The following is a 19,666-nucleotide window of genomic DNA, read 5'->3' as shown; positions in this document are numbered from 1 at the left end:
AATAGTTATGAAATGGAAAAGTTAAAAAACATACATCCGGGTGAAATTTTATTAGAAGAATTTCTTATTCCTTTGGAAATAACGGCATACCGATTATCTAAGGATTTGAAAATTCCGCAAACCAGAATTTCTGAAATTACGAAAGGAAACCGAAGAATTACGGCTGATACGGCTTTGCGTTTGAGTCAATATTTTGGTAATTCCGCTAAATTTTGGCTTGGTCTTCAGGATGATTTTGACATTGAGGAAGAACAAGAACATAAAGCAAAAGAATTACAATCCATAAAACGTTTTGACACTCAAAAAGTAGCCTAAATGCTTTCACTTTTCGACTTATCACTGCAACTAAATGGTTTCCCGATGAAGGAAGCCAAAGCCGAATTGCGAAAAATTGTAGCTTTATCCGAAAAAGAACATGAAGCTTTCCTTGAAAATAAAAAAGTAGAAATCGTTAATTTTCATTTACAGAATAATCCATTTTATCAGGAGTTGGTTGGTTCAAATGCTACCAACTGGGACAACTTACCCGTTTTAAATAAAAGAAACTTACAAAAACCATTGCTTAAAAGGCTTTCGAATGGGTATTCTTCAAAAAATAGTTACATTAATAAAACGTCTGGTTCCAGTGGTGATCCATTTATTTTTGCCAAAGACAAATACAGTCACGCGTTGACTTGGGCTTCTAATATCTATCGTTTTGGTTGGTATGGAATTGATTTCAACAGTTCCTATCAAGCACGTTTTTATGGGATTCCAATGGATTTTATTGGGAACAAAAAAGAACGCTTTAAAGACTTTTTGAGCCATCGTTTTCGGTTTCCTATTTTTGATTTATCAGATGGCGTTTTAGAAAAAATTCTGAAAAAATTTCAGAAAAAAAAATTCGATTATATAAACGGGTACACGAGTTCAATTGTTTTGTTTGCCAAATTTTTACAAAAGAAAAATATCCTATTAAAAGACATTTGCCCCACTTTAAAAGTGTGCATGGTAACTTCCGAAATGCTTTTTGAAGAAGATAAAATACTTTTGGAACAACAATTTGGGATTCCAATTGTCAATGAATATGGTGCTTCTGAATTGGATTTAATTGCTTTTCAGAATCCAAATGGAGAGTGGCAAGTAAATTCGGAAACATTATTTGTCGAGATTTTGGACGAAAATAATCAAGCGGTTCCAAACGGTACTTCAGGTCGAATTGTGATTACCTCCTTATTCAATAAAGCGCATCCGTTTATTCGCTATGATATTGGCGACATTGGGATTCTCGACGAAAAAAGTACATTGAAAAAACCTATTCTCAAGAAATTAATTGGAAGGACAAATGATATTGCTCTTTTGCCAAGCGGAAAAAAATCACCTGGATTAACGTTTTACTACGTAACAAAAAGTATCATTGAAGACGATGGTAATGTAAAAGAATTCATAATTAAGCAAACAAAAATTGATACTTTTGAAATTGAATATGTAAGTGAAAATGAATTAACGGCAACACAAATTCAAAAAATCGAAAAAGCAATTACTATCTATCTAGAAAGTGGTTTGAAGTTCTCATTCAGTAGAAAAGAAAAACTGGAGCGAAATGAAAACGGAAAATTAAAACAGTTTATTTCTCTAATTAAAGAAATCAAAGAATGAAAATCACCATAGTTGCAGGCGCTAGACCAAATTTTATTAAAATCGCCCCGATTATCAAAGCGATAGAGAAAAAACAAAATGAAGGTGCTCTCATTTCCTATCGTCTAGTGCATACAGGCCAGCATTATGACAAAAGCCTTAGTGATACGTTTTTTGAAGAACTTAATATTCCGCAACCTAATAGCAATCTCGAAGTAAAAAGCGGTTCTCAATCTGTGCAAACAGCGGCGATTATGGTAGCTTTTGAGCAGGAATTATTACAAAATTCATGTGATTTAGTTTTGGTTGTTGGTGATGTCAATTCAACAATGGCTTGCGCAATTGTGGCAAAAAAAATGAATATCAAAGTGGCGCATGTTGAAGCCGGTATACGCTCTGGTGACATCACAATGCCGGAGGAAATCAACCGCATTGTTACGGATAGTATTTCGGATTATTTCTTCACCACATCACTTTGGGCAAATGAAAATCTTTTGAAATATGGGATTTCCAAAGAAAAAATCCATTTCGTAGGAAACGTAATGATTGATACTTTATATCAAAATTTAAATAGAATTAAAAAACCTGTTTTTTGGGATGAATACAAATTAGAATTCGAAAATTATATCATTCTCACCCTACATCGCCCATCAAATGTAGATGAAGAACAATCGTTGCAACAATTATTACTGGATATTGATGCCTTAGCTACTGATAAAAAAGTAATCTTTCCAGTTCATCCGAGAACAAAAGCAATTTTAGGCGAAAAAAAATTAAATTTTAAAAATATCCTTTGTGTTGAACCACAAGGATATTTAGCATTTATGTACCTTATCAAAAATAGTTTTGCAGTAATTACCGATTCCGGAGGAATTTCTGAAGAAACTACCGTTTTAGGAATTTCCTGTTTTACAATGCGTGAAAATACCGAAAGACCCGAAACACAATTAATTGGCACCAACACTTTGGTAGGAATCGGTATCGAAAAATTGAGGAAAATTTACAGCTCTTTTCTTAAAAATGGAAAGCGAGAAAGTGGTATTCCTGAACTTTGGGATGGCAAAACTTCCGAACGGATTATTGACATTTTACTACACCAAAACTAATGGAAGAAATTGTAATTATTTCTAATTATTATCCACCAGAAAAGGGTGCTGCAGCCAATAGAATTGAGCAGTTGGCTTTGAAACTAGATCAAAATAATTATAAAGTAACCGTAATTTGTCCGTTGGCTAATTATCCTAAAGGAGTATTATTCCCTGAATACAAAGGAAAGTTTTTTGCTAAAGAAATGATGCAAAATATAACCATAAAGCGGCTTTGGATTTATCCAAGTAATAGCAAAAATATCTTTGTCCGTATTGTTTCAATAATGTCTTTTTCTATTGGATTATTTTTTTATTTAGTGTTCAAAAAAATACCTCAAAAAGTAATCGTTCAATCTCCACCATTATTATTATCTTTCATTAGCGTTTTAGTGCTTTCGCTAAAGCGGAAAAAAATCATTTTGAATGTTTCCGATTTATGGCCTTTGGCGGCTATTAAATTGAACGCACTTTCTGCAGATTCATTTTCACATAAAGTTTCATTATTTTTAGAACGATTTATTTATAAAAATTCAACTCTGATTTTAGGCCAGTCCAATGAAATTATTGCTCATATTCACTCTTTAAATCGAGAAAAAAAATGCTATTTGTATCGTAATTTTCCAGACCATAAAATTGAAAGTTTCGAATTAAATTTAATTGATAATCAACCTATTAAATTGTTTTACGCAGGATTACTCGGTGTGGCGCAAGGTGTTTTGGAAGTTTGCGAAAAAATGGATCTGGAAAGTCTAAAGTTAGAATTTCATATTTTTGGTGATGGCGCTGAAAAACTTCAAATTGTAAGCTATATAAAGGATAATCCTAAAAAAAACATTGTTTTTCATGGCATGTTGGAACGCAATGAATTGATTTCGAAATTAACAACCTTTGACATTGCTTTGGTTCCATTGAAAACGAGAATTTACGGCTCAGTCCCATCTAAAATATTCGAATATAGTGCTTTAGGAATACCTATTCTTTATTTTGGAGGTGGTGAAGGTGAAACTATTGTATCTAACAATAATTTAGGATGGGTCGCAGAAGTAACAAATTTCCAGGACCTAAATACTACTATAATCGAAATTTCAAAAATAGATAAAAAACAAATTCAGATAATGAAGCAACAGATTTTTAAAAATGCTAAAAACATCTTTAATCTTGATTTTCAAATAAAAGAATTAATTGAAAAAGAAATTTTTTAATATGCTTTTTCTTCGCCCTTGAAAATATTAACTACAGTTTGGAAAATTATTTTTAAATCTAGGATAAGAGACCAATTTTCGATGTAAAAAACATCAAATTTTATTCTGTTAATCATATCGCCTTCCGTTTCAATTTCTCCACGAAAACCTTTAACCTGAGCTAATCCGGTAATTCCCGGCTTCACATAATGACGTACCATATATTTTTTAACTTTATTCCCATAAACTTTATTTTGCGCCCAAAGATGGGGCCGCGGACCTACAACTGACATATCACCAAGTAAAACATTTAGAAATTGAGGCATTTCGTCCATACTTGTCTTTCTCATAAACTTCCCTATTCTAGTAACCCGAGGGTCATTTTTTGAGGCTTCCGTTTCGGTTTTCTTATTGATTTTCATGGAACGAAGTTTATAACAAAAAAACTCGTTTTCATCAATTCCAGGTCTCCCTTGTTTGAAAAAAACAGGACCTCTGGATTCTAATTTTATTAAAATCGCTAATAATGGAATAAGCCAAGATAAGAGAAAAACAATAATTGTGATGGAGAAAACAATATCAAAAATTCTTTTAAACACCTTTGTACTTGGCTCATGTAACATTGTTTTATTCAATGAAAGCACAGGGAAAAAATCGTAATAATCTATTTTTAAATTCTTAGAGAAAATCTCTTTTGTGTCTGGTATAAATTTTATTGTTTTATTGTTTTCATCTGCAAAATCAATCAAATCTTTCAAATACTCATTAGAAATTTCATTTAATGAGCAGTAAATTTCATCAACACAATTTTCGATTATAAAAGGTTTCAAATCCGCTAATTTTCCTTTAATATTCTGATTTGATTTCTTATCCGAAAAATAACCTAAAAAACGATATCCATAATCATTTCTTGTTTCAAAAAGATCTTTCAATTGAATTGCTTCTGGCGTATAACCAATAATTACAGCACTTCTATAGTTACTCCCTGTTATTATTCTGTATTCTTTTAAATAATAAAATAATGAAAATTTTGAGACCGTAATCAGCACCATAACTGAAGATATAAACATCACAATCACTTCTCCACTAAAAACAACCTGATTTGAAAATGGGAAAAAAGCAATGATTATCAAAAGAAATAAAACTCCTTGCTTGATTATTTTTGAAATAATTTCAATGGGTGTAGTGAAGCGATATATTTCGTAAAATCGTATGAAAAAGGCAGCAGTAATCCATCCAATTGCTTGATAAATAAGATAATATTCAATGTCTAAATCTAGTTCTTTGAAAATGAACAAGCTTAGCACTGAAATAACTATTAGATCAATTGAAACACTAATAGGCCGAATGTATTTTGAATATCTTCCTATTTGTGATGCCGCCATAATTAGTGAATGTACTATTAACTTAAAGATAAATTCAAAAATACTTCCTTCCGTTATTTAATATAACCTGAAAAATCTTTATGCTCTTCTTTCGAAAGTTCTTCTTTAGACAATGATTTAAAATAGTCATAGGTAATTTTCATTCCTTCGGCACGATCCACTTTGGCTTCCCAACCTAATATTTTTTTAGCTTTTGTTATATCTGGTTGTCGTTGCAAAGGATCATTTATTGGTAAAGGAAAATAAACCACTTTCTGATTGGTTCCTGTTAATTTTATAATTTCTTCTGCAAAATCTTTAATGGTGATTTCATCTGGATTGCCAATATTTACCGGTAAAACATAATCTGAGTGCAATAATCTGAAAATACCCTCAACCTGATCATCGACATAACAAAAAGAGCGCGTTTGCATTCCATCTCCAAAAATAGTTAAGTCTTCACCACGAAGCGCCTGACCTATAAATGCGGGAATAACTCTACCATCATTGAGCCTCATTCTTGGACCATAGGTATTGAAAATTCGAACAATTCTAGTTTCTACACCATGAAAAGTATGATACGCCATGGTTATGGATTCCTGAAAACGTTTGGCTTCATCATAAACACCTCTTGGTCCTATAGTATTTACATTCCCGTAGTATTCCTCGGTTTGTGGGTGAACCAATGGATCTCCATACACTTCAGAAGTGGATGCTATAAGAATTCTGGCATTTTTTACTCGTGCCAAACCTAAAAGATTATGCGTCCCAAGAGAACCTACTTTTAATGTTTGTATAGGAATTTTCAAATAATCTATTGGACTTGCGGGCGAAGCAAAATGTAAGATGTAATCTAATTGACCCGGAACATGAACGAATTTGGTAATATCATGATGATAAAACTCGAAATTTTCAAGTTTGAACAAATGTTCAATATTTTTCAAATCTCCTGTTATGAGATTATCCATTCCAATGACAAAATAGCCTTCTTTAATAAAACGGTCACAAAGATGTGATCCTAAAAATCCAGCAGCTCCAGTAATAAGTATTCTTTTCATAAGTCAATTTTACAGTTGCAAGGTAAAAAAAACATTTCACAAATTGTCAAGTAACGTAAGGGATTCCCAAGATATAAATACATTAATATTTAGAATTAAAAATAAAATTAAGCTAATATTGCGACTCTAATTGAAGCCATTACTAATCAATTTTATATATTTTTACATAAATATAAATCATCTAATTTGAAAGTTGTTCATGTTGTTGAAGCAATGGCTGGAGGAGTTCACACGTATTTCAAAGATTTATCCTTTTTTTTTGGAAATCATGAAATAAATGAGAATATAAACACCACCATAATTTATAGTGGAAATCGGAAAGAAATTAATTCGAAAAGAATAAAAAAAGATTTTTCAAAAGGAGTTTCTCTTATAGAACTAAATATGGTTAGGTCTTTTTCTCCTTTACAAGATTTAAAATCTCTTGTAAAATTAATCAGAGAGCTTGAAAAATTAAATCCAGATGTTATCCATCTTCATTCTTCAAAAGCTGGTGTTTTGGGAAGAATTGCTTGTTTTCTATTGTTTAAAAAAATAAAATTATTTTATACTCCACATGGCTATTCTTTCCTTCGAACAGATATTTCATTTTTTAATAAAAAAATATACACATTAATCGAGAACAGTTTTCAGATAATATTTGGCGGTTTAACCATTGCATGCGGGGATACCGAATACGAAATAGCCAAAAAAATAGGGAAATCCTACCTCATAAGAAATGGTATTGATATTAAAGAGATTAATGAAAATGTTTCGGGAAATAAAAATGAAATTTTGACAATCGGTATTGTTGGAAGAATTACTGCTGCCAGAAACCCTAAGTTATTTAATGAAATAGCTTTAAAATATCCCAATCATAATTTTGTTTGGATTGGAGATGGTGAATTAAAACAACAAATAACTGCTCCAAATATAAGAATTACAGGATGGTTCTTGAAAAGAAAGGATGCGTTAAAAGAGCTTAATACGATTGATATATATATTCAAACTTCACTTTGGGAAGGATTACCAATTGCAGTATTAGAAGCAATGGCAATGCAAAAACCCGTTTTGGCCACGAATATTATCGGAAATAAAGATGTGGTAGTGCATAACGAAACAGGGTTTCTTTTTGATGATGTCGATGAATTAGAAAAATATATCGAAATTCTGAAAGACGAAAAAATCAGAGACAATTTTGGAAAAAAAGGATTAGAAAGATGTCAAAATTTATTCGACAATACTAAAAATTTTACAGAATTAGTTTCTCTTTATAAACAATAGTTTTCTCTTGTAACCAGTAACTTCCGAAGATAGAAAACCAAAATCCGCTGAATGCAATTCCGTCAAAACGCAATAGAAAATCATCTGTGAGATTAGAGGTAAAAAAGATAAAAAAGAATGCAATAATAATTGCGTTTTTTATGTCAAACCCCAAATATCCAATAGTAAAAACGTATAAAAAAACTACCATTGGGCCTAAAAATCCGTATTTTAACAAAAAATCCAAAAACTGATTGTGAGTTGGGAATTCATACTTTGCCAGAAAATGTTGATTCGTTTGTTCATAATATTTGAATAATTCTGATTTCCCATCTGAAGCTCCAACACCAAAAGGCAGGTTTTTTAACGAAAGTTCCCATGCTGATTTCCAAATAGAAACACGAGTAACAAATGAATTAAATACTTTTATTTCTGGATTTTTAATGGCATCGAGCTTGCCTACTTTATCCATGTAAGCAAATGTTACTGAGGAATATTTTTCTTTCATATACGGGTTTTTTTGGAGAAACAGCAAAAAGAGACTACCCAATAAAACCAATCCGACAGCTGATATCCCAACTACCTTTTTAAATTTATATTTTCGGATCACTTCATAGTAAAAAACCAAAACAAAACCAATTAGCATGTTAAACAAAGCTATTCGAGTATTCACAAAAAGAACAAAGAAGAATGATAGTGAAAAAATGACGAAATTGGCACTTTTAATTATAGCACTTTTTCTTTGGCGAAAAGCATCAAAAATAAAATAAAGATTAACAATAGCAACAAAGGACAAATGCATGTTTAGCGCCGGCGCATGTATCCCCATGCTATTAGAAAACGCATACCCCATTTCCCACAAATCAATTCCTAAGAAGTATTTATCAATCATATTTGGATAAAAAACAATAAAGCGAATGAAGAAAAATAACACGATACCGCTCGTTGTAATACTATAAAACTGAAGCAATTTATAAAATTGTACCCGTTGATAATTACCTAGAATAAACAATGGAAAAATAAGCAAGGAAATACTTTTTTCGATGGATTTTATGCCCATAAAATAAGAATCATTATTCCAAAAAAATAAAATCTCTATTAATAACGGTATAGCAATGATAAATCCTATCGAGATAGCCTTTTTAGTGAATTTTAATTTTTTTATAAATAATAAATTAAGCGTCGCAAACAGTATAATCAGGCCTGTACATGGTTTTCTAAAAATCATCATACTGGCAATCAAAAATAAAAATAAATTGAAAATTCTATTGATGTTCTTTTCTGAAATGTTCATAATATAAAGCATAATAAATTAGAGGAAAAACTCCTATTTTATGACGAATTGCAGTTCCTAAATCGGGTTCAAACACTCCTTGGACAATAAAATAAGCAAACAAAATAAGCAATATCCAAAGCTCATATTTATACTTTTCTCTATTCTTTAAACATTTTGAGAAACGCACAAGAAGTATATAAAATAAAAAAAGTTGCCAAATTATAAAAGCAATAATTTGAGGGGAAAAAATATATTTTATTCCGTTTAACGGGATATTAACCGTAAAAAAACCATAGACAATGGCTACTGTTTCGCCATACCAAGTATCTGGTTTAACAGGAGAAACAATCATGGAATTGGCATCTGAAGCATTTAACCTTGTCGTATTTACAATTTCTCTACTACTCTCCGAAAAGTAATGTCCTTCCAACATCCCGTAGCTTAATGACAAGAAAATCACAATTAATAGTCCGTAGAAAAGCGTTACAATCGTTTTGTTTTTAAAATTAATGAAACTAACCACATACATTACAAAAGCAATAATGGGCATTAGAAGAAAGTAAGGTCGATAAAAAATCCCAAAAAGAACTAAAAGAAACATCGATAAAGTAATTGATTTACCGTAAGAAACGTTTTCATTCCTATAGAGAAATACAATAATTGCAACGTATAAATAAGTAATAAATTCTTTGGAAGGCATGGACATGAAAATAGCCATCATAAAGAATCCTAAATAAACAAGGATGTTCTTTACATTTAGTTTATAAAAATTATTGGGAACTCCAATTTTGTACAATACATAAGCTAGAATTGGGAATTGTATCAAAGCAATTAGAGGAAAGGGTAAATAACGCAATCCGGTTAATTTATAAAATAATATTGTAAGCGGGTAACTTCCTAAAAAACCTATTTCTTTACCTTTGTCGAATGCAATAATGGCTGAATCGTAAAAAAAGCGTTTAGGCAAAATATAAAATGCTATTACTGCCACAAATAAATTAGCAATAAATAACACCATAAAAGTTGCCGTACTCTTCTTAATTTTAATTTGCATGATAAAAATTTAAAGGAATTGTTTCATGGTTCGCTAGTTTAAAGTTTTATATCTTTTTTGTAAAACATTAAATATCCTATAAATATATAGAAAAGCCGGTAGCATCATAAAAGGTACGAAATTGTAAAACTTCATGACTTTGTCTAATTTAATATTTCGTCCTTCTTTAAGTAGATGTTTCCAGGAAACTAAATCGTTCCAAATGGCTTTTCTGTTACTTGAAGACAAGATATAGAAGTCTTTTAACAGTATTACATAAATCGACGCCCAATAGTTTTTTAAGGCTTTATCTAAGCTGCTTTCATTATATTTAATGTTATTTAAGCCATGTTTCACCATTTCATATACATCCATAACATGGTTCTCACTAACCTGAAGAGTAATTGACCCAAGTCTACCCTGTCTGTATATATAAAACGATTTTGGATAGATAGCAAAGGTGTTTATATGGTTAATTAATCTACTGCACCATTCCATATCTTCCGATTTTCTTCCCAATGGAAAGAACAGTTCATTTTCGATTAATATCGCTCTCCTTACTATTTTGTCCCATGCACAAGCGGCAAATAAATCATAATAAACTAATTGCTCTGCTTCTTTCTTAAAGTCTCCTTTTTTATTATTAATATATTGTTGGTTATACTTACATTTTACATTATTTTTTGAAAAAAAACGACTTTCCTCATGAAGTATTAAATCTGGATAAGATTCTTTTATTAAGTTGTTTAATTCTTCTAATACAATATTCCCTTCCCAATAATCATCACTGTCAGTAAAAATAATATAATCCCCTTCTGCTCTTAATAAGCCCACATTTCTGGCGTCAGATAAACCCCCATTTTCTTTGTTAATAATTATATTTCTGGGGTCTTTCTTTTCATATAAAGAACAGATTTTTAAAGAAGAATCTGTAGATCCGTCATTCACCATAATAATTTCAAAATTAGTATAGGTTTGACATAAAATACTGTCTATACATTGCTCCAGATAATCCTCTACATTGTAAACGGGAACTATGATACTAAAAAAAACATTTCTATTTGGATTATTCACCGTTGTTTTTTTAAATTAATTCAAGTATACTTTTACTTTGTCTTTTTTATAAATAACCACCGTGGAAATAAAGTTCCAAAAAAATGAACTTGCAACAAAGGCAAATGCAGCTCCTCCCATTCCATATACCGGGATTAAAAATCTGTTTAAAATAAAATTAATAATAACTGCCATTACAAGTATAATTTGGAAAACATTTTGTCTTCCAGTCATATTCAAATAAATAGGAGCCGATCCAAAAGCGGAACAAATTCCTTGGCCAATCATTAAAATAAGTAATGCATTCTTCGCAACAATATACTCTTTGCCAAAAAACTGCAAAATAAATTCTGAGAAAATACATATCAATAAAGCGGTCGGTAGTGTCAAAATAAAAATTAAGCGAGAACTATTTCTCAATATTTTATTTAATTCGAAATTGTTTTTAGTCGAAAAGTATTCGGCAATTTTTGTAGAAACAGTGATATTAACCGTAACGATTACCATTGATAAAATTGTCATTAGTTTCATTGCCAAAGCATAAAAAGCAACGGTTGGATCGTCTCTGTATTTTTTTAAAAACATAATATCAAAACTCATCAATAAAAACAAAGCCATTCCGCTTATTGCAATGGGAGAGGATTTAACAATTATTTCTTTATACGTAATAGGCTCGTTTATAGTATTGGTTTTTACTTTGCTAAAATAATTAAAAACCAAAATTGTGGTAATCACGGCTAGAATCACAAAACCAATAAGAAAAACATCAACTAAATAAATTTCTTTTTTGATGTAAAACAATAAAATTGCGCCCAGAATTAAAGGAATATATTTTATGACATTTCTAAATAGTTCCGCAACATACAAACGATCCAATGCTCGAAAAACTTCCGTATTTAAAGTAGTTAAAGCCGAAAAAAATAAGATTCCCGATGATTTTAAAAGAATTAAATGAACTCCTTGATCAGAAAAAAAAGTATTTATAAAATCTTTATTAGTACATAAAACGATTAAAAATAAAATTATCGCCATTGAAAATAATATTCCAACCATTTTTATATAAATTTCTTTTAAGGAATATAAACCATTTACGCCTTTTAATCTTCCTCTAAAATATAAAATGGATTGGTCACAACCCAATAAACATATACTGCCTATTACCAATAGAAAAGATCGGACAAAATCATATTGCCCGACAATCTTTGGGCTAAAATTCTTTGTTAGAAATAAAGTAAATCCAAACAAAATTAGCACTCCCAAAACTCTCAAAATTAATGTGTTTAAACTTTGTAGAATAAATGGGTTATTTTTAATTTTTTGAAGATAGTTCGTGAATATTTTCAACATATTAATTTCTAATAATCTGTTCAATTTTCGTTAAATAAAATAACGATTGATTTGCTATCTTGCTAAAATCAGTGGTAATTGCAACTATTCCACACCTAAATTGTACTGTTTTGTTGTGCTTTTAAAGATTGTTTTCTATAAAAAGAAATGAAAAAATTTATAAAAATAAACCCAAGAATTAAAGCCGCCGGCAATACAAACTTAAGTTTACCATTTATGGATTTAGTGTTTTTGATATTCATTATAACCGTGGAATCTTTTATTATTTTATCAGAATTAAATAATTGTATTTTTAATGTTCCAATATCCTTAGTTAGGGAATCCTTGGTTTTTATAATGTCATTTAATTGTAAATTTTCATTGTAATAAATGAGTTTATCACTTTTTTGACGATTGTCATTAGCACTTGAATACTCATTCAATATTCCATCAATTTGACCTATAATCCCTTCCTTAGCTTTTATTTTTTGTTGAATATTACTAATAGAAATTTTTTGAACTTCCCGAAAATAAGGGCTCGTATTCAAATAATTTAATATGGGCTGAATCGTGTTTTTTGGATCTGTTATCGCTTTTGTCGAAACAATAATAGTATGAAAAGTATAGTTTTTACTTGTAGTGGTTTCTTTAACTACTGATTTCAAATCTCCATTTTCTGCCATTAATTGCAATAATTCTAAATTTAACCCATTATTGTTGATAAACTTATATACATCTACAATAGGTTCAATTGTAATTTTATTGATTTCTTTAGAATTTTGAATACCTATTGATTTAAAAAAAATGGTATCTTTTTCTGCAATTTTAGCCGCTAATAAATTAATCTTTGAATATAAATAATCTGTTGATTTAAAATTTGGCGCAACAATAATATGATTATCATAGTTTTTTTGTGTTTGGTCTAAAAAAATTCCTAAACCTACTCCAACCAACAACAAAATGGAAACTGCAATAACATTTTTTACAAAAAACTGAATACATCTGAATAAAAAAGTATTAAATCTTTGAAAAAGACTGCTGATTTTCTTAGAAATTTGTGTTAAATCAATCTCCTGATCCTCTTGGTCCTTGGGTCCGTTTTTATTCATGCTATTGTTTTATTTTACGTTGAAAATTTGTTCCAATATCTTAATGGTAATCAAATACGTTGGTTTTACACCCGTTGTTCCCAGTCCGCCAGAAGCTAATGTACTTCCCGTTTCCAATGGATTATCCGAAGCGTAATAAGCATATCTCACTTTTATATCCAAAGGAACGCTTTTTCTGATTTTGGATGCCGATTGAATGGCTTTTTGATAATAAGAACCTTCCATTTCCAATCCAATAATACCCCAAGTCGATTCATGAAAGAATTTTAATAAATCCCTGTTTTGCAATGATGTTCCCAATACCGTAACCATTGGTCCGGCAAAGACTGCAATATCATTTCCTTCAAACATCTCCGCCGACAATTCATTATGGAAAAAATAATTGTCTGCTGTTCCCTCATTAATATGCGCATTCGGAATCATGATGTCTCCTTTTCCACCTTCCAAAATTCCTGCTTTTCCCATGATGGAAACCGATTCGACATTCAATAAGGTCTCTTTTTTATAAGGTTTCAATAATTCATCAATCGTTTCATACGCTTGTTCGCCAAAAGCATAATCCATCACGATTATAACCGGTTTTTTGTCACCAATAGTTGCTTTTGGAAATGAGGTTTTAGTCCAGTCTATTTTGGCTGTATCAAAAATTTGCACGTCAATGTTGGTTCCTGAAGTATCCGGTAACGAAATCATTCCGTATTTCAATGCAATGTCTTCCACCTGATTACGAACGTCATAAGAGCCTGATTTACTCAATTCTTCATAAATAAAGAAATCTGTTTTGTCTTTAAACTTCGTTTTCAAAGCCGGTGTTGCAAAAATAGAGTTCATTACACTGTGCATATTGGCACTAATCACATGAATTGGACGGTCTAAAAGCTGATTCTCTTTTAAAACTTCCTTAATGTTCGTTGCCCAAATTTCACCATGAATATGATGCCCCAAACGTTCCCTCAAAATTGGACTGAATGTTATGGTTCTTTTATTATTATCAACCACTTCCTCAATCGCTAATTTCCCCAACCAAAAGATTACATGCAAAAAACGATCTGGCGATGTTACGGACCCAAATGCATCATAAATCTCTAAAACGTCCTCAAATGTCCTTCCCAAAATGTTTGAAGCATGCGAAATTGCTTTCTCTTTTTCTACCAGAGTCAGTTTTTTATTTTGGGAAACTGCTTGTTCCAATTTGAACCAATCCCGCGAAACTTCGCCTGCATCATCCAGTAAAACTCTATTTCTTATTTTATGGGATTCGATGAAAATGAACGTTAAATGCGTCAAAATATCATAAATATCCGAACGCCCGCGCGTAATCTCCACATTCATTTGTTCCTCATCAATTCGATAACAATTACGGCGTCTTTTTGGTGGAACAATCGCTTGGAAATGCGATTTAGAGTACCCTTCATCCGAAGTTAAATTGATGAATCTACATTCTTCAATTCCTACCGGCAAACGCTCAATAACGTATAAAAGACCGTTTAATTCCACTTTTTCTTCACCAATATTACCGTAAATTTCTGGTCGCAAAGCCAATAAAGCTTCCCTCAAAGTATCTCCTGAAACTCCCATTGGTTTATAAAATCCTCTATTGAACAAATGACGCATCGTGATGTACATTTTTTCAATGGCTGCTGATGATTCTTGTGCTCTTGAGCGTGATATATGTTTACTATCTTTCATTTATTCTATTTTCTAAAACTCAAATGTAACCCTTTTATTTTTTGTTTAATAAATCTACAATGGCTCTGTCATTAGAAAGTCTGGGGATTTTATTTTGTCCGCCCAGCTTGCCTATCGATTTCATATACTCCTGAAAACCGTTTTTGGCCACTTTCGTAATCACAACTTTTCGCAATACATGTCCCACAATCAAATCATCATAATATACGTTTTGCTTTCTCATGGCATTGTCTATCGCTTCCGCAAAAGTAACAGGGTCTTCTGGTTCGTTCTCAAATTCAATGAACCATTCGTGATAAGGCAATCCTTCTGTTGGAGTGATTTGTGGTGCTACGGTAAATTCATTGATTCGAATATTAGTTCCAACTATTGCTTCCTGCAATGCGCTTTCTACTTCTTTTCCAATGACATGTTCTCCAAAAGCCGAAATATAATGCTTGATTCTTCCCGAAACGATCACACGATACGGTTTTAATGAAGTAAACTGAACGGTATCACCAATATTATATCCCCAAAGTCCTGCATTAGTAGAAATAATCAGCACATAATTCACGTTTAATTCTACCTCGCCAATGGTATAACGTCTTGGTTTTTCCGTATAAAATTCGTCTGACTTTATAAATTCATAGAAAATTCCAGAATTCAAAAGCAGCAACATTCCTTTCTCCTTTTGAGAATCCTGATACGCAAAAAACCCTTCCGAAGCAGGAAATAACTCAATGCTATCTACTTTTCGACCAATTAAATTTTCGAATTTAGCCCGATACGGCTCATAATTTACCCCTCCGTAAATAAATAAATTGAAGTTTTTAAAGATTTCACCTACTGGCTTCCCTCCTTTTTGCTGCAATTTTTCAAAATACATTTGCACCCAAGATGGAATTCCTGAAATCACCGTCATGTTTTCGTTAAACGTTTCTTCGACAATCGCATTTACTTTGGTTTCCCAATCTTCAATACAATTCGTTTCCCAAGATGGCATGCGGTTTTTTTGCAGGTATTTTGGAACAAAGTGAGCTACAATTCCAGATAATCTCCCCAACTTAATCCCGTACTTTTCTTCCAGAATTGGGCTTCCTTGCAGAAAAATCATTTTTCCGTCAATAAAATCTGTATTTCCTGTTTCATGGATATAATGCAAAATCGCATTTCGAGCCGCTTCAATATGAAAAGACATGGATTCCTTGGTCAACGGAATATATTTAGCTCCGGATGTTGTTCCCGATGTTTTTGCAAAATACAATGGTTTTCCTTTCCAAAGAACATTTTCGGTGCCTTTTACCACCTTATCAACATATGGTTTTAACGCTTCATAATCCCGAACCGGAACCTGATTAGCAAAATCAGCACTTGATTTTATAATATCAAAATGATGATCACGTCCAAATTGAGTTTCCTTAGCTTCTTTGATTAAGTATTGTAAAACTTTGTTTTGGGTTTCCACAGGATTATTGGCCCAAGCCTGAGTTTTTTTATAAATTTTAAGTGCAAATAGTTTTGCTGCAACTGATTTTATTGACATTTTTTGGATTTATTCTTTATTAAAGATAAAAAGATAGGTGAATTTTTACTTTGATTTTTTGGAAATCGTTTCTTTTTCTTCTTTTTCCACTTGTGCTCTTAATTCCATTTCCTTTTTTGAAGCAGATAAATTTACTGGGGATTGGACTTCTTCAGTTGCTGCAAGGATAGAGTCTTTGTTGAATTTTGCGTATTCCAATTCTCCAGTTAATACTTTTTGAATGGATTTGATGTAGGCTTCATTTTTCTTTAAAGCAAAAGACAAAGAATCTGCTTTTAAAGCCAATTGCGTGGCATCTTTTTTAAGTTTAGTTGAAGAATATCCTGGAATAAATTCACGTAAAGGTGTAAAAGCAATGATAAAAGTGGTAATTGTTATTATAAATATTGCTCCCAAAGTGGCAACAACAAAAACATTCATTAGATTAAGTTTTAAAGAAAAAGTTTCCTCAAAAGTATCTTCGTTTAAAATTATTAAACGTCTTTTATTGAATAAATTTTCCTTGAGTTTTTTTCGTTTCTGTCTTTTCCCGGACATACAATTTGATTATTGAACAAATATAATCAATTTATAGTATGGATTCTATTTGTGCCCTTTGATCCTGTTTTATGAAAGTGTAAATTTGATTTAATAAATTTTTAACGTTATTGAAACCAAATAATTGCCTTAAAATGAATTCATATCAAGTTATTCTAATTACCTTTGTAGACAGTTTTATTACAAATTTGCTTCGGCAATAAATTATTCAATCATGGGAAGAATAGGTGTTACAGAAATCCTTGTTATATTGGCGATCGTTTTATTACTTTTTGGAGGTAAAAAAATTCCAGAACTAATGAAAGGTCTAGGAAGCGGAATTAAAGAATTCAAAAACGCAGCCAAAGACAATCAGCCAGCTGATAAAAAAGAAGAAGAAGAAATAAAATAAAAAAAAGGCTTTTCATAATTTGAAAAGCCTTTTTTTATAGTTTAAATAATCATTGTTAACTGAATACGTTTTCTTTCTTCATCCACTTCCGTTACTTTTACCTGTACATGTTGGTGTAATTTCACTACTTCATTTACATCGCTTACAAAACCAACTTTTAACTGCGAGATGTGAACCAAACCACTTTCTTTTACTCCAATATCAACAAAACAACCAAAATTGGTAATGTTATTCACAATTCCCGGTAAAATCATTCCTGATTTTACATCTTTTATGGTTTTTACATTCGGATCAAATTCGAAAACAGTTACCGTTTTTCTTGGATCTAATCCTGGTTTTTCGAGTTCTTTAATAATGTCTTTTAAACCTAACAAACCTATTTCCGCAGTAATGTAATTTTCTGGTTTTATTAACGCCGTTTTTTCTTTGTTGGCAATCAAATCATTTACCGTCAATTTCAAATCTTTTGCCATTTTTTCCACAATTCCATATGCTTCCGGATGAACCGCTGAATTGTCCAAAGGATTTTTAGCATTCGAAATTCGGATAAAAGCAACTCCTTGCTGATACGCCTTTTCACCCAATCTCGGCACTTTTTTCAATTGTTTTCGGTCTTGAAAAGGACCGTTTTCCGAGCGATATTGTACAATATTTTCGGCCAGCTTCTCTCCTATTCCACTCACATAACTCAGCAAATGTTTACTCGCCGTGTTGATATTTATCCCAACGGAATTCACACAGCGAATCACTGTATTATCTAATTCTTCTTTTAACTTATTTTGATCCACATCATGTTGGTACTGGCCTACGCCAATTGCTTTCGGGTCAATTTTCACCAATTCGGCCAATGGATCACTCAATCGTCGCCCGATAGAAACCGAACCACGAACCGTAACATCATAATCTGGGAACTCCTCTCTCGCAATTTTGGATGCGGAATAAACCGATGCTCCGGCCTCAGAAACGATGAAAACTTGAACGGGTTTATCAAAAGCTATTTTCTTTATGAAGAATTCCGTTTCACGTGAAGCCGTTCCGTTTCCTATGGAAATCGCATCAATTTTATAAGAATTGACCATCGAACGGATTTTTTTCATGGCCATCGCTTCCTCTTTTTGAGGCGCATGCGGATAAATGGTTTCATTATATAACAAATCCCCTTTTTCATCCAGACAAACAATTTTACAGCCACTTCTAAATCCTGGATCAATCGCCAAAATTCTTTTTTCGCCCAAAGGCGGTGCCAATAATAACTGTCCCAGATTATTCGCAAAAACCTGAATAGAATTGGCATCAGCCTTCCCTTTTGCCTCTTGCAAAGCTTCATTTGAAATTGCCGGATGCAACAATCGTTTGTAACTGTCTTCGATGGCTAATTGTACGTGAGGTGTTGTGCTATTTTGGCTTTTTAGGATTAAGGTATCAATAATATCATACGCTTCATCAATATCAACTTCTACTTTAAACTTGATAAAACCTTCATTTTCGGCACGAAGCATAGCTAATAATCGATGGGATGGTGCTTTAGTCAACGGTTCTGACCATTCAAAATATTGATTGAATTTCTGTGCTGCTTCTTCGTCTTTTTTTGTTTTTACTACTTTGGTGGTAATGATTGCTTTGCGTTCGTACAATTTTCGGAGTTGTTTTCGAACATAAATATTTTCATTAATCCATTCCGCAATAATATCTCTGGCGCCCTGTAAAGCGGCATCTTCATTGATGACGTTTTCATTCAAATATTTGGAAGAAATAAAATCGATAGCATCATTATTTTGTGCCATGATAATTTTTGCCAAAGGCTCTAATCCATTTTCACGAGCGACATCAGCTTTGGTTTTTTTCTTCTTTTTGAAAGGCAAATAAAAATCTTCCAGTTCCTGTAAATCAAAACTTTGCTGGATTTTTTTCTCTAATTCCGGCAAAAGTGCATTTTGTTCGGTAATGGATTTTAAAATCGCTTCTTTGCGTTTTACAATCACTTCATATTCTTTTTGAAGCTTTGCAATTTGTTCTATTTGTACTTCATCAAGATTTCCCGTTGTATCTTTTCGATATCGGGAAATAAATGGAATGGTACAATCTTCTTGTAATAATTGAACGGTTTTTTGAATATTAATTGCTGCTGTGGCAGCAGTTTTAGCAATAAATTGTATATTGGTCATTGTGTATTAATTCTT

17 protein-coding genes are annotated in these 19,666 nt (G+C 31.8%); 6 read left to right on the top strand and 11 right to left on the bottom strand.

Annotation, left to right across the window (positions count from 1 at the left end):
• Positions 1 to 12: 12 nt before the first annotated feature.
• From ACM55M_RS02020 to ACM55M_RS02005, 4 genes are read left to right on the top strand one after another with little or no spacing between them, the layout of a single operon-like run.
• On the top strand, positions 13 to 315 hold the full coding sequence (locus ACM55M_RS02020; RefSeq protein WP_416834777.1) for a HigA family addiction module antitoxin: 303 nt from the start codon (positions 13 to 15) through the stop codon (positions 313 to 315).
• Complete coding sequence (locus tag ACM55M_RS02015; RefSeq protein ID WP_416855805.1) at positions 316 to 1,638, top strand: phenylacetate--CoA ligase family protein; 1,323 nt, start codon at positions 316 to 318, stop codon at positions 1,636 to 1,638.
• Positions 1,635 to 2,723: a non-hydrolyzing UDP-N-acetylglucosamine 2-epimerase gene (gene wecB, locus ACM55M_RS02010; RefSeq protein ID WP_416855804.1), complete on the top strand. Its 1,089-nt coding sequence runs from the start codon at positions 1,635 to 1,637 to the stop codon at positions 2,721 to 2,723. Before ACM55M_RS02015 ends, wecB begins: the two co-directional genes overlap by 4 nt.
• Complete coding sequence (locus ACM55M_RS02005; protein WP_416855803.1) at positions 2,723 to 3,907, top strand: glycosyltransferase family 4 protein; 1,185 nt, start codon at positions 2,723 to 2,725, stop codon at positions 3,905 to 3,907. Before wecB ends, ACM55M_RS02005 begins: the two co-directional genes overlap by 1 nt.
• Here ACM55M_RS02005 and ACM55M_RS02000 read toward each other — a convergent pair.
• Positions 3,904 to 5,271: an undecaprenyl-phosphate glucose phosphotransferase gene (locus ACM55M_RS02000; protein ID WP_416855802.1), complete on the bottom strand. Its 1,368-nt coding sequence runs from the start codon at positions 5,269 to 5,271 to the stop codon at positions 3,904 to 3,906. The genes ACM55M_RS02005 and ACM55M_RS02000 overlap by 4 nt on opposite strands.
• A 53-nt stretch (positions 5,272 to 5,324) precedes the next feature.
• Positions 5,325 to 6,308, bottom strand: a complete 984-nt coding sequence (locus ACM55M_RS01995; RefSeq protein WP_416855800.1) for a UDP-glucuronic acid decarboxylase family protein — start codon at positions 6,306 to 6,308, stop codon at positions 5,325 to 5,327.
• Between the two features lie 186 nt (positions 6,309 to 6,494).
• On the opposite strand from ACM55M_RS01995, the gene ACM55M_RS01990 reads away from it, so the two are divergent.
• The gene (locus ACM55M_RS01990) at positions 6,495 to 7,571 is read left to right on the top strand and encodes a glycosyltransferase (RefSeq protein ID WP_416855798.1); all 1,077 of its coding nucleotides are present in this window, start codon (positions 6,495 to 6,497) and stop codon (positions 7,569 to 7,571) included.
• Here the strand turns inward: ACM55M_RS01990 and ACM55M_RS01985 are convergent.
• From ACM55M_RS01985 to ACM55M_RS01950, 8 genes are all read right to left on the bottom strand, one after another.
• Positions 7,540 to 8,844 carry an O-antigen ligase family protein gene (locus ACM55M_RS01985; protein WP_416855797.1) on the bottom strand — a complete coding sequence of 435 codons (1,305 nt, stop codon included), beginning with the start codon at positions 8,842 to 8,844 and terminating at the stop codon, positions 7,540 to 7,542. The genes ACM55M_RS01990 and ACM55M_RS01985 overlap by 32 nt on opposite strands.
• On the bottom strand, positions 8,816 to 9,880 hold the full coding sequence (locus ACM55M_RS01980) for a hypothetical protein (protein WP_416855796.1): 1,065 nt from the start codon (positions 9,878 to 9,880) through the stop codon (positions 8,816 to 8,818). Before ACM55M_RS01980 ends, ACM55M_RS01985 begins: the two co-directional genes overlap by 29 nt.
• A 33-nt stretch (positions 9,881 to 9,913) precedes the next feature.
• On the bottom strand, positions 9,914 to 10,933 hold the full coding sequence (locus ACM55M_RS01975) for a glycosyltransferase family 2 protein (protein WP_416855795.1): 1,020 nt from the start codon (positions 10,931 to 10,933) through the stop codon (positions 9,914 to 9,916).
• A gap of 15 nt (positions 10,934 to 10,948) precedes the next feature.
• Positions 10,949 to 12,181 carry an MATE family efflux transporter gene (locus ACM55M_RS01970; RefSeq protein ID WP_416855794.1) on the bottom strand — a complete coding sequence of 411 codons (1,233 nt, stop codon included), beginning with the start codon at positions 12,179 to 12,181 and terminating at the stop codon, positions 10,949 to 10,951.
• A 173-nt stretch (positions 12,182 to 12,354) separates the two neighbouring features.
• Entirely contained in the window at positions 12,355 to 13,347 is a 993-nt protein-coding gene (locus tag ACM55M_RS01965) for a hypothetical protein (RefSeq protein ID WP_416855793.1), read from the bottom strand.
• Positions 13,348 to 13,356: 9 nt separating this feature from the next.
• Positions 13,357 to 15,036, bottom strand: a complete 1,680-nt coding sequence (locus tag ACM55M_RS01960) for a DUF6909 family protein (protein WP_416855792.1) — start codon at positions 15,034 to 15,036, stop codon at positions 13,357 to 13,359.
• Between the two features lie 34 nt (positions 15,037 to 15,070).
• Positions 15,071 to 16,558 (bottom strand): GH3 family acyl-acid amido synthetase, encoded by a 1,488-nt coding sequence (locus tag ACM55M_RS01955; RefSeq protein WP_416855790.1) that lies wholly within the window; start codon positions 16,556 to 16,558, stop codon positions 15,071 to 15,073.
• 45 nt (positions 16,559 to 16,603) lie between these two features.
• Entirely contained in the window at positions 16,604 to 16,978 is a 375-nt protein-coding gene (locus ACM55M_RS01950; protein WP_416855789.1) for a peptidase, read from the bottom strand.
• 331 nt (positions 16,979 to 17,309) lie between these two features.
• On the opposite strand from ACM55M_RS01950, the gene tatA reads away from it, so the two are divergent.
• On the top strand, positions 17,310 to 17,486 hold the full coding sequence (gene tatA, locus ACM55M_RS01945; protein WP_416842210.1) for a twin-arginine translocase TatA/TatE family subunit: 177 nt from the start codon (positions 17,310 to 17,312) through the stop codon (positions 17,484 to 17,486).
• 41 nt (positions 17,487 to 17,527) lie between these two features.
• Here the strand turns inward: tatA and ACM55M_RS01940 are convergent, their stop codons facing one another.
• The gene (locus ACM55M_RS01940; RefSeq protein WP_416855788.1) at positions 17,528 to 19,651 is read right to left on the bottom strand and encodes a Tex family protein; all 2,124 of its coding nucleotides are present in this window, start codon (positions 19,649 to 19,651) and stop codon (positions 17,528 to 17,530) included.
• Between the last annotated feature and the right edge of the window lie 15 nt (positions 19,652 to 19,666).

This window comes from Flavobacterium galactosi, assembly GCF_048158585.1.
In the GTDB taxonomy this organism is placed as follows: domain Bacteria; phylum Bacteroidota; class Bacteroidia; order Flavobacteriales; family Flavobacteriaceae; genus Flavobacterium; species Flavobacterium galactosi.
The sequence above is the reverse complement of the archived record's forward strand: the minus strand, read 5'-3'. Positions and strand labels throughout refer to the sequence as shown.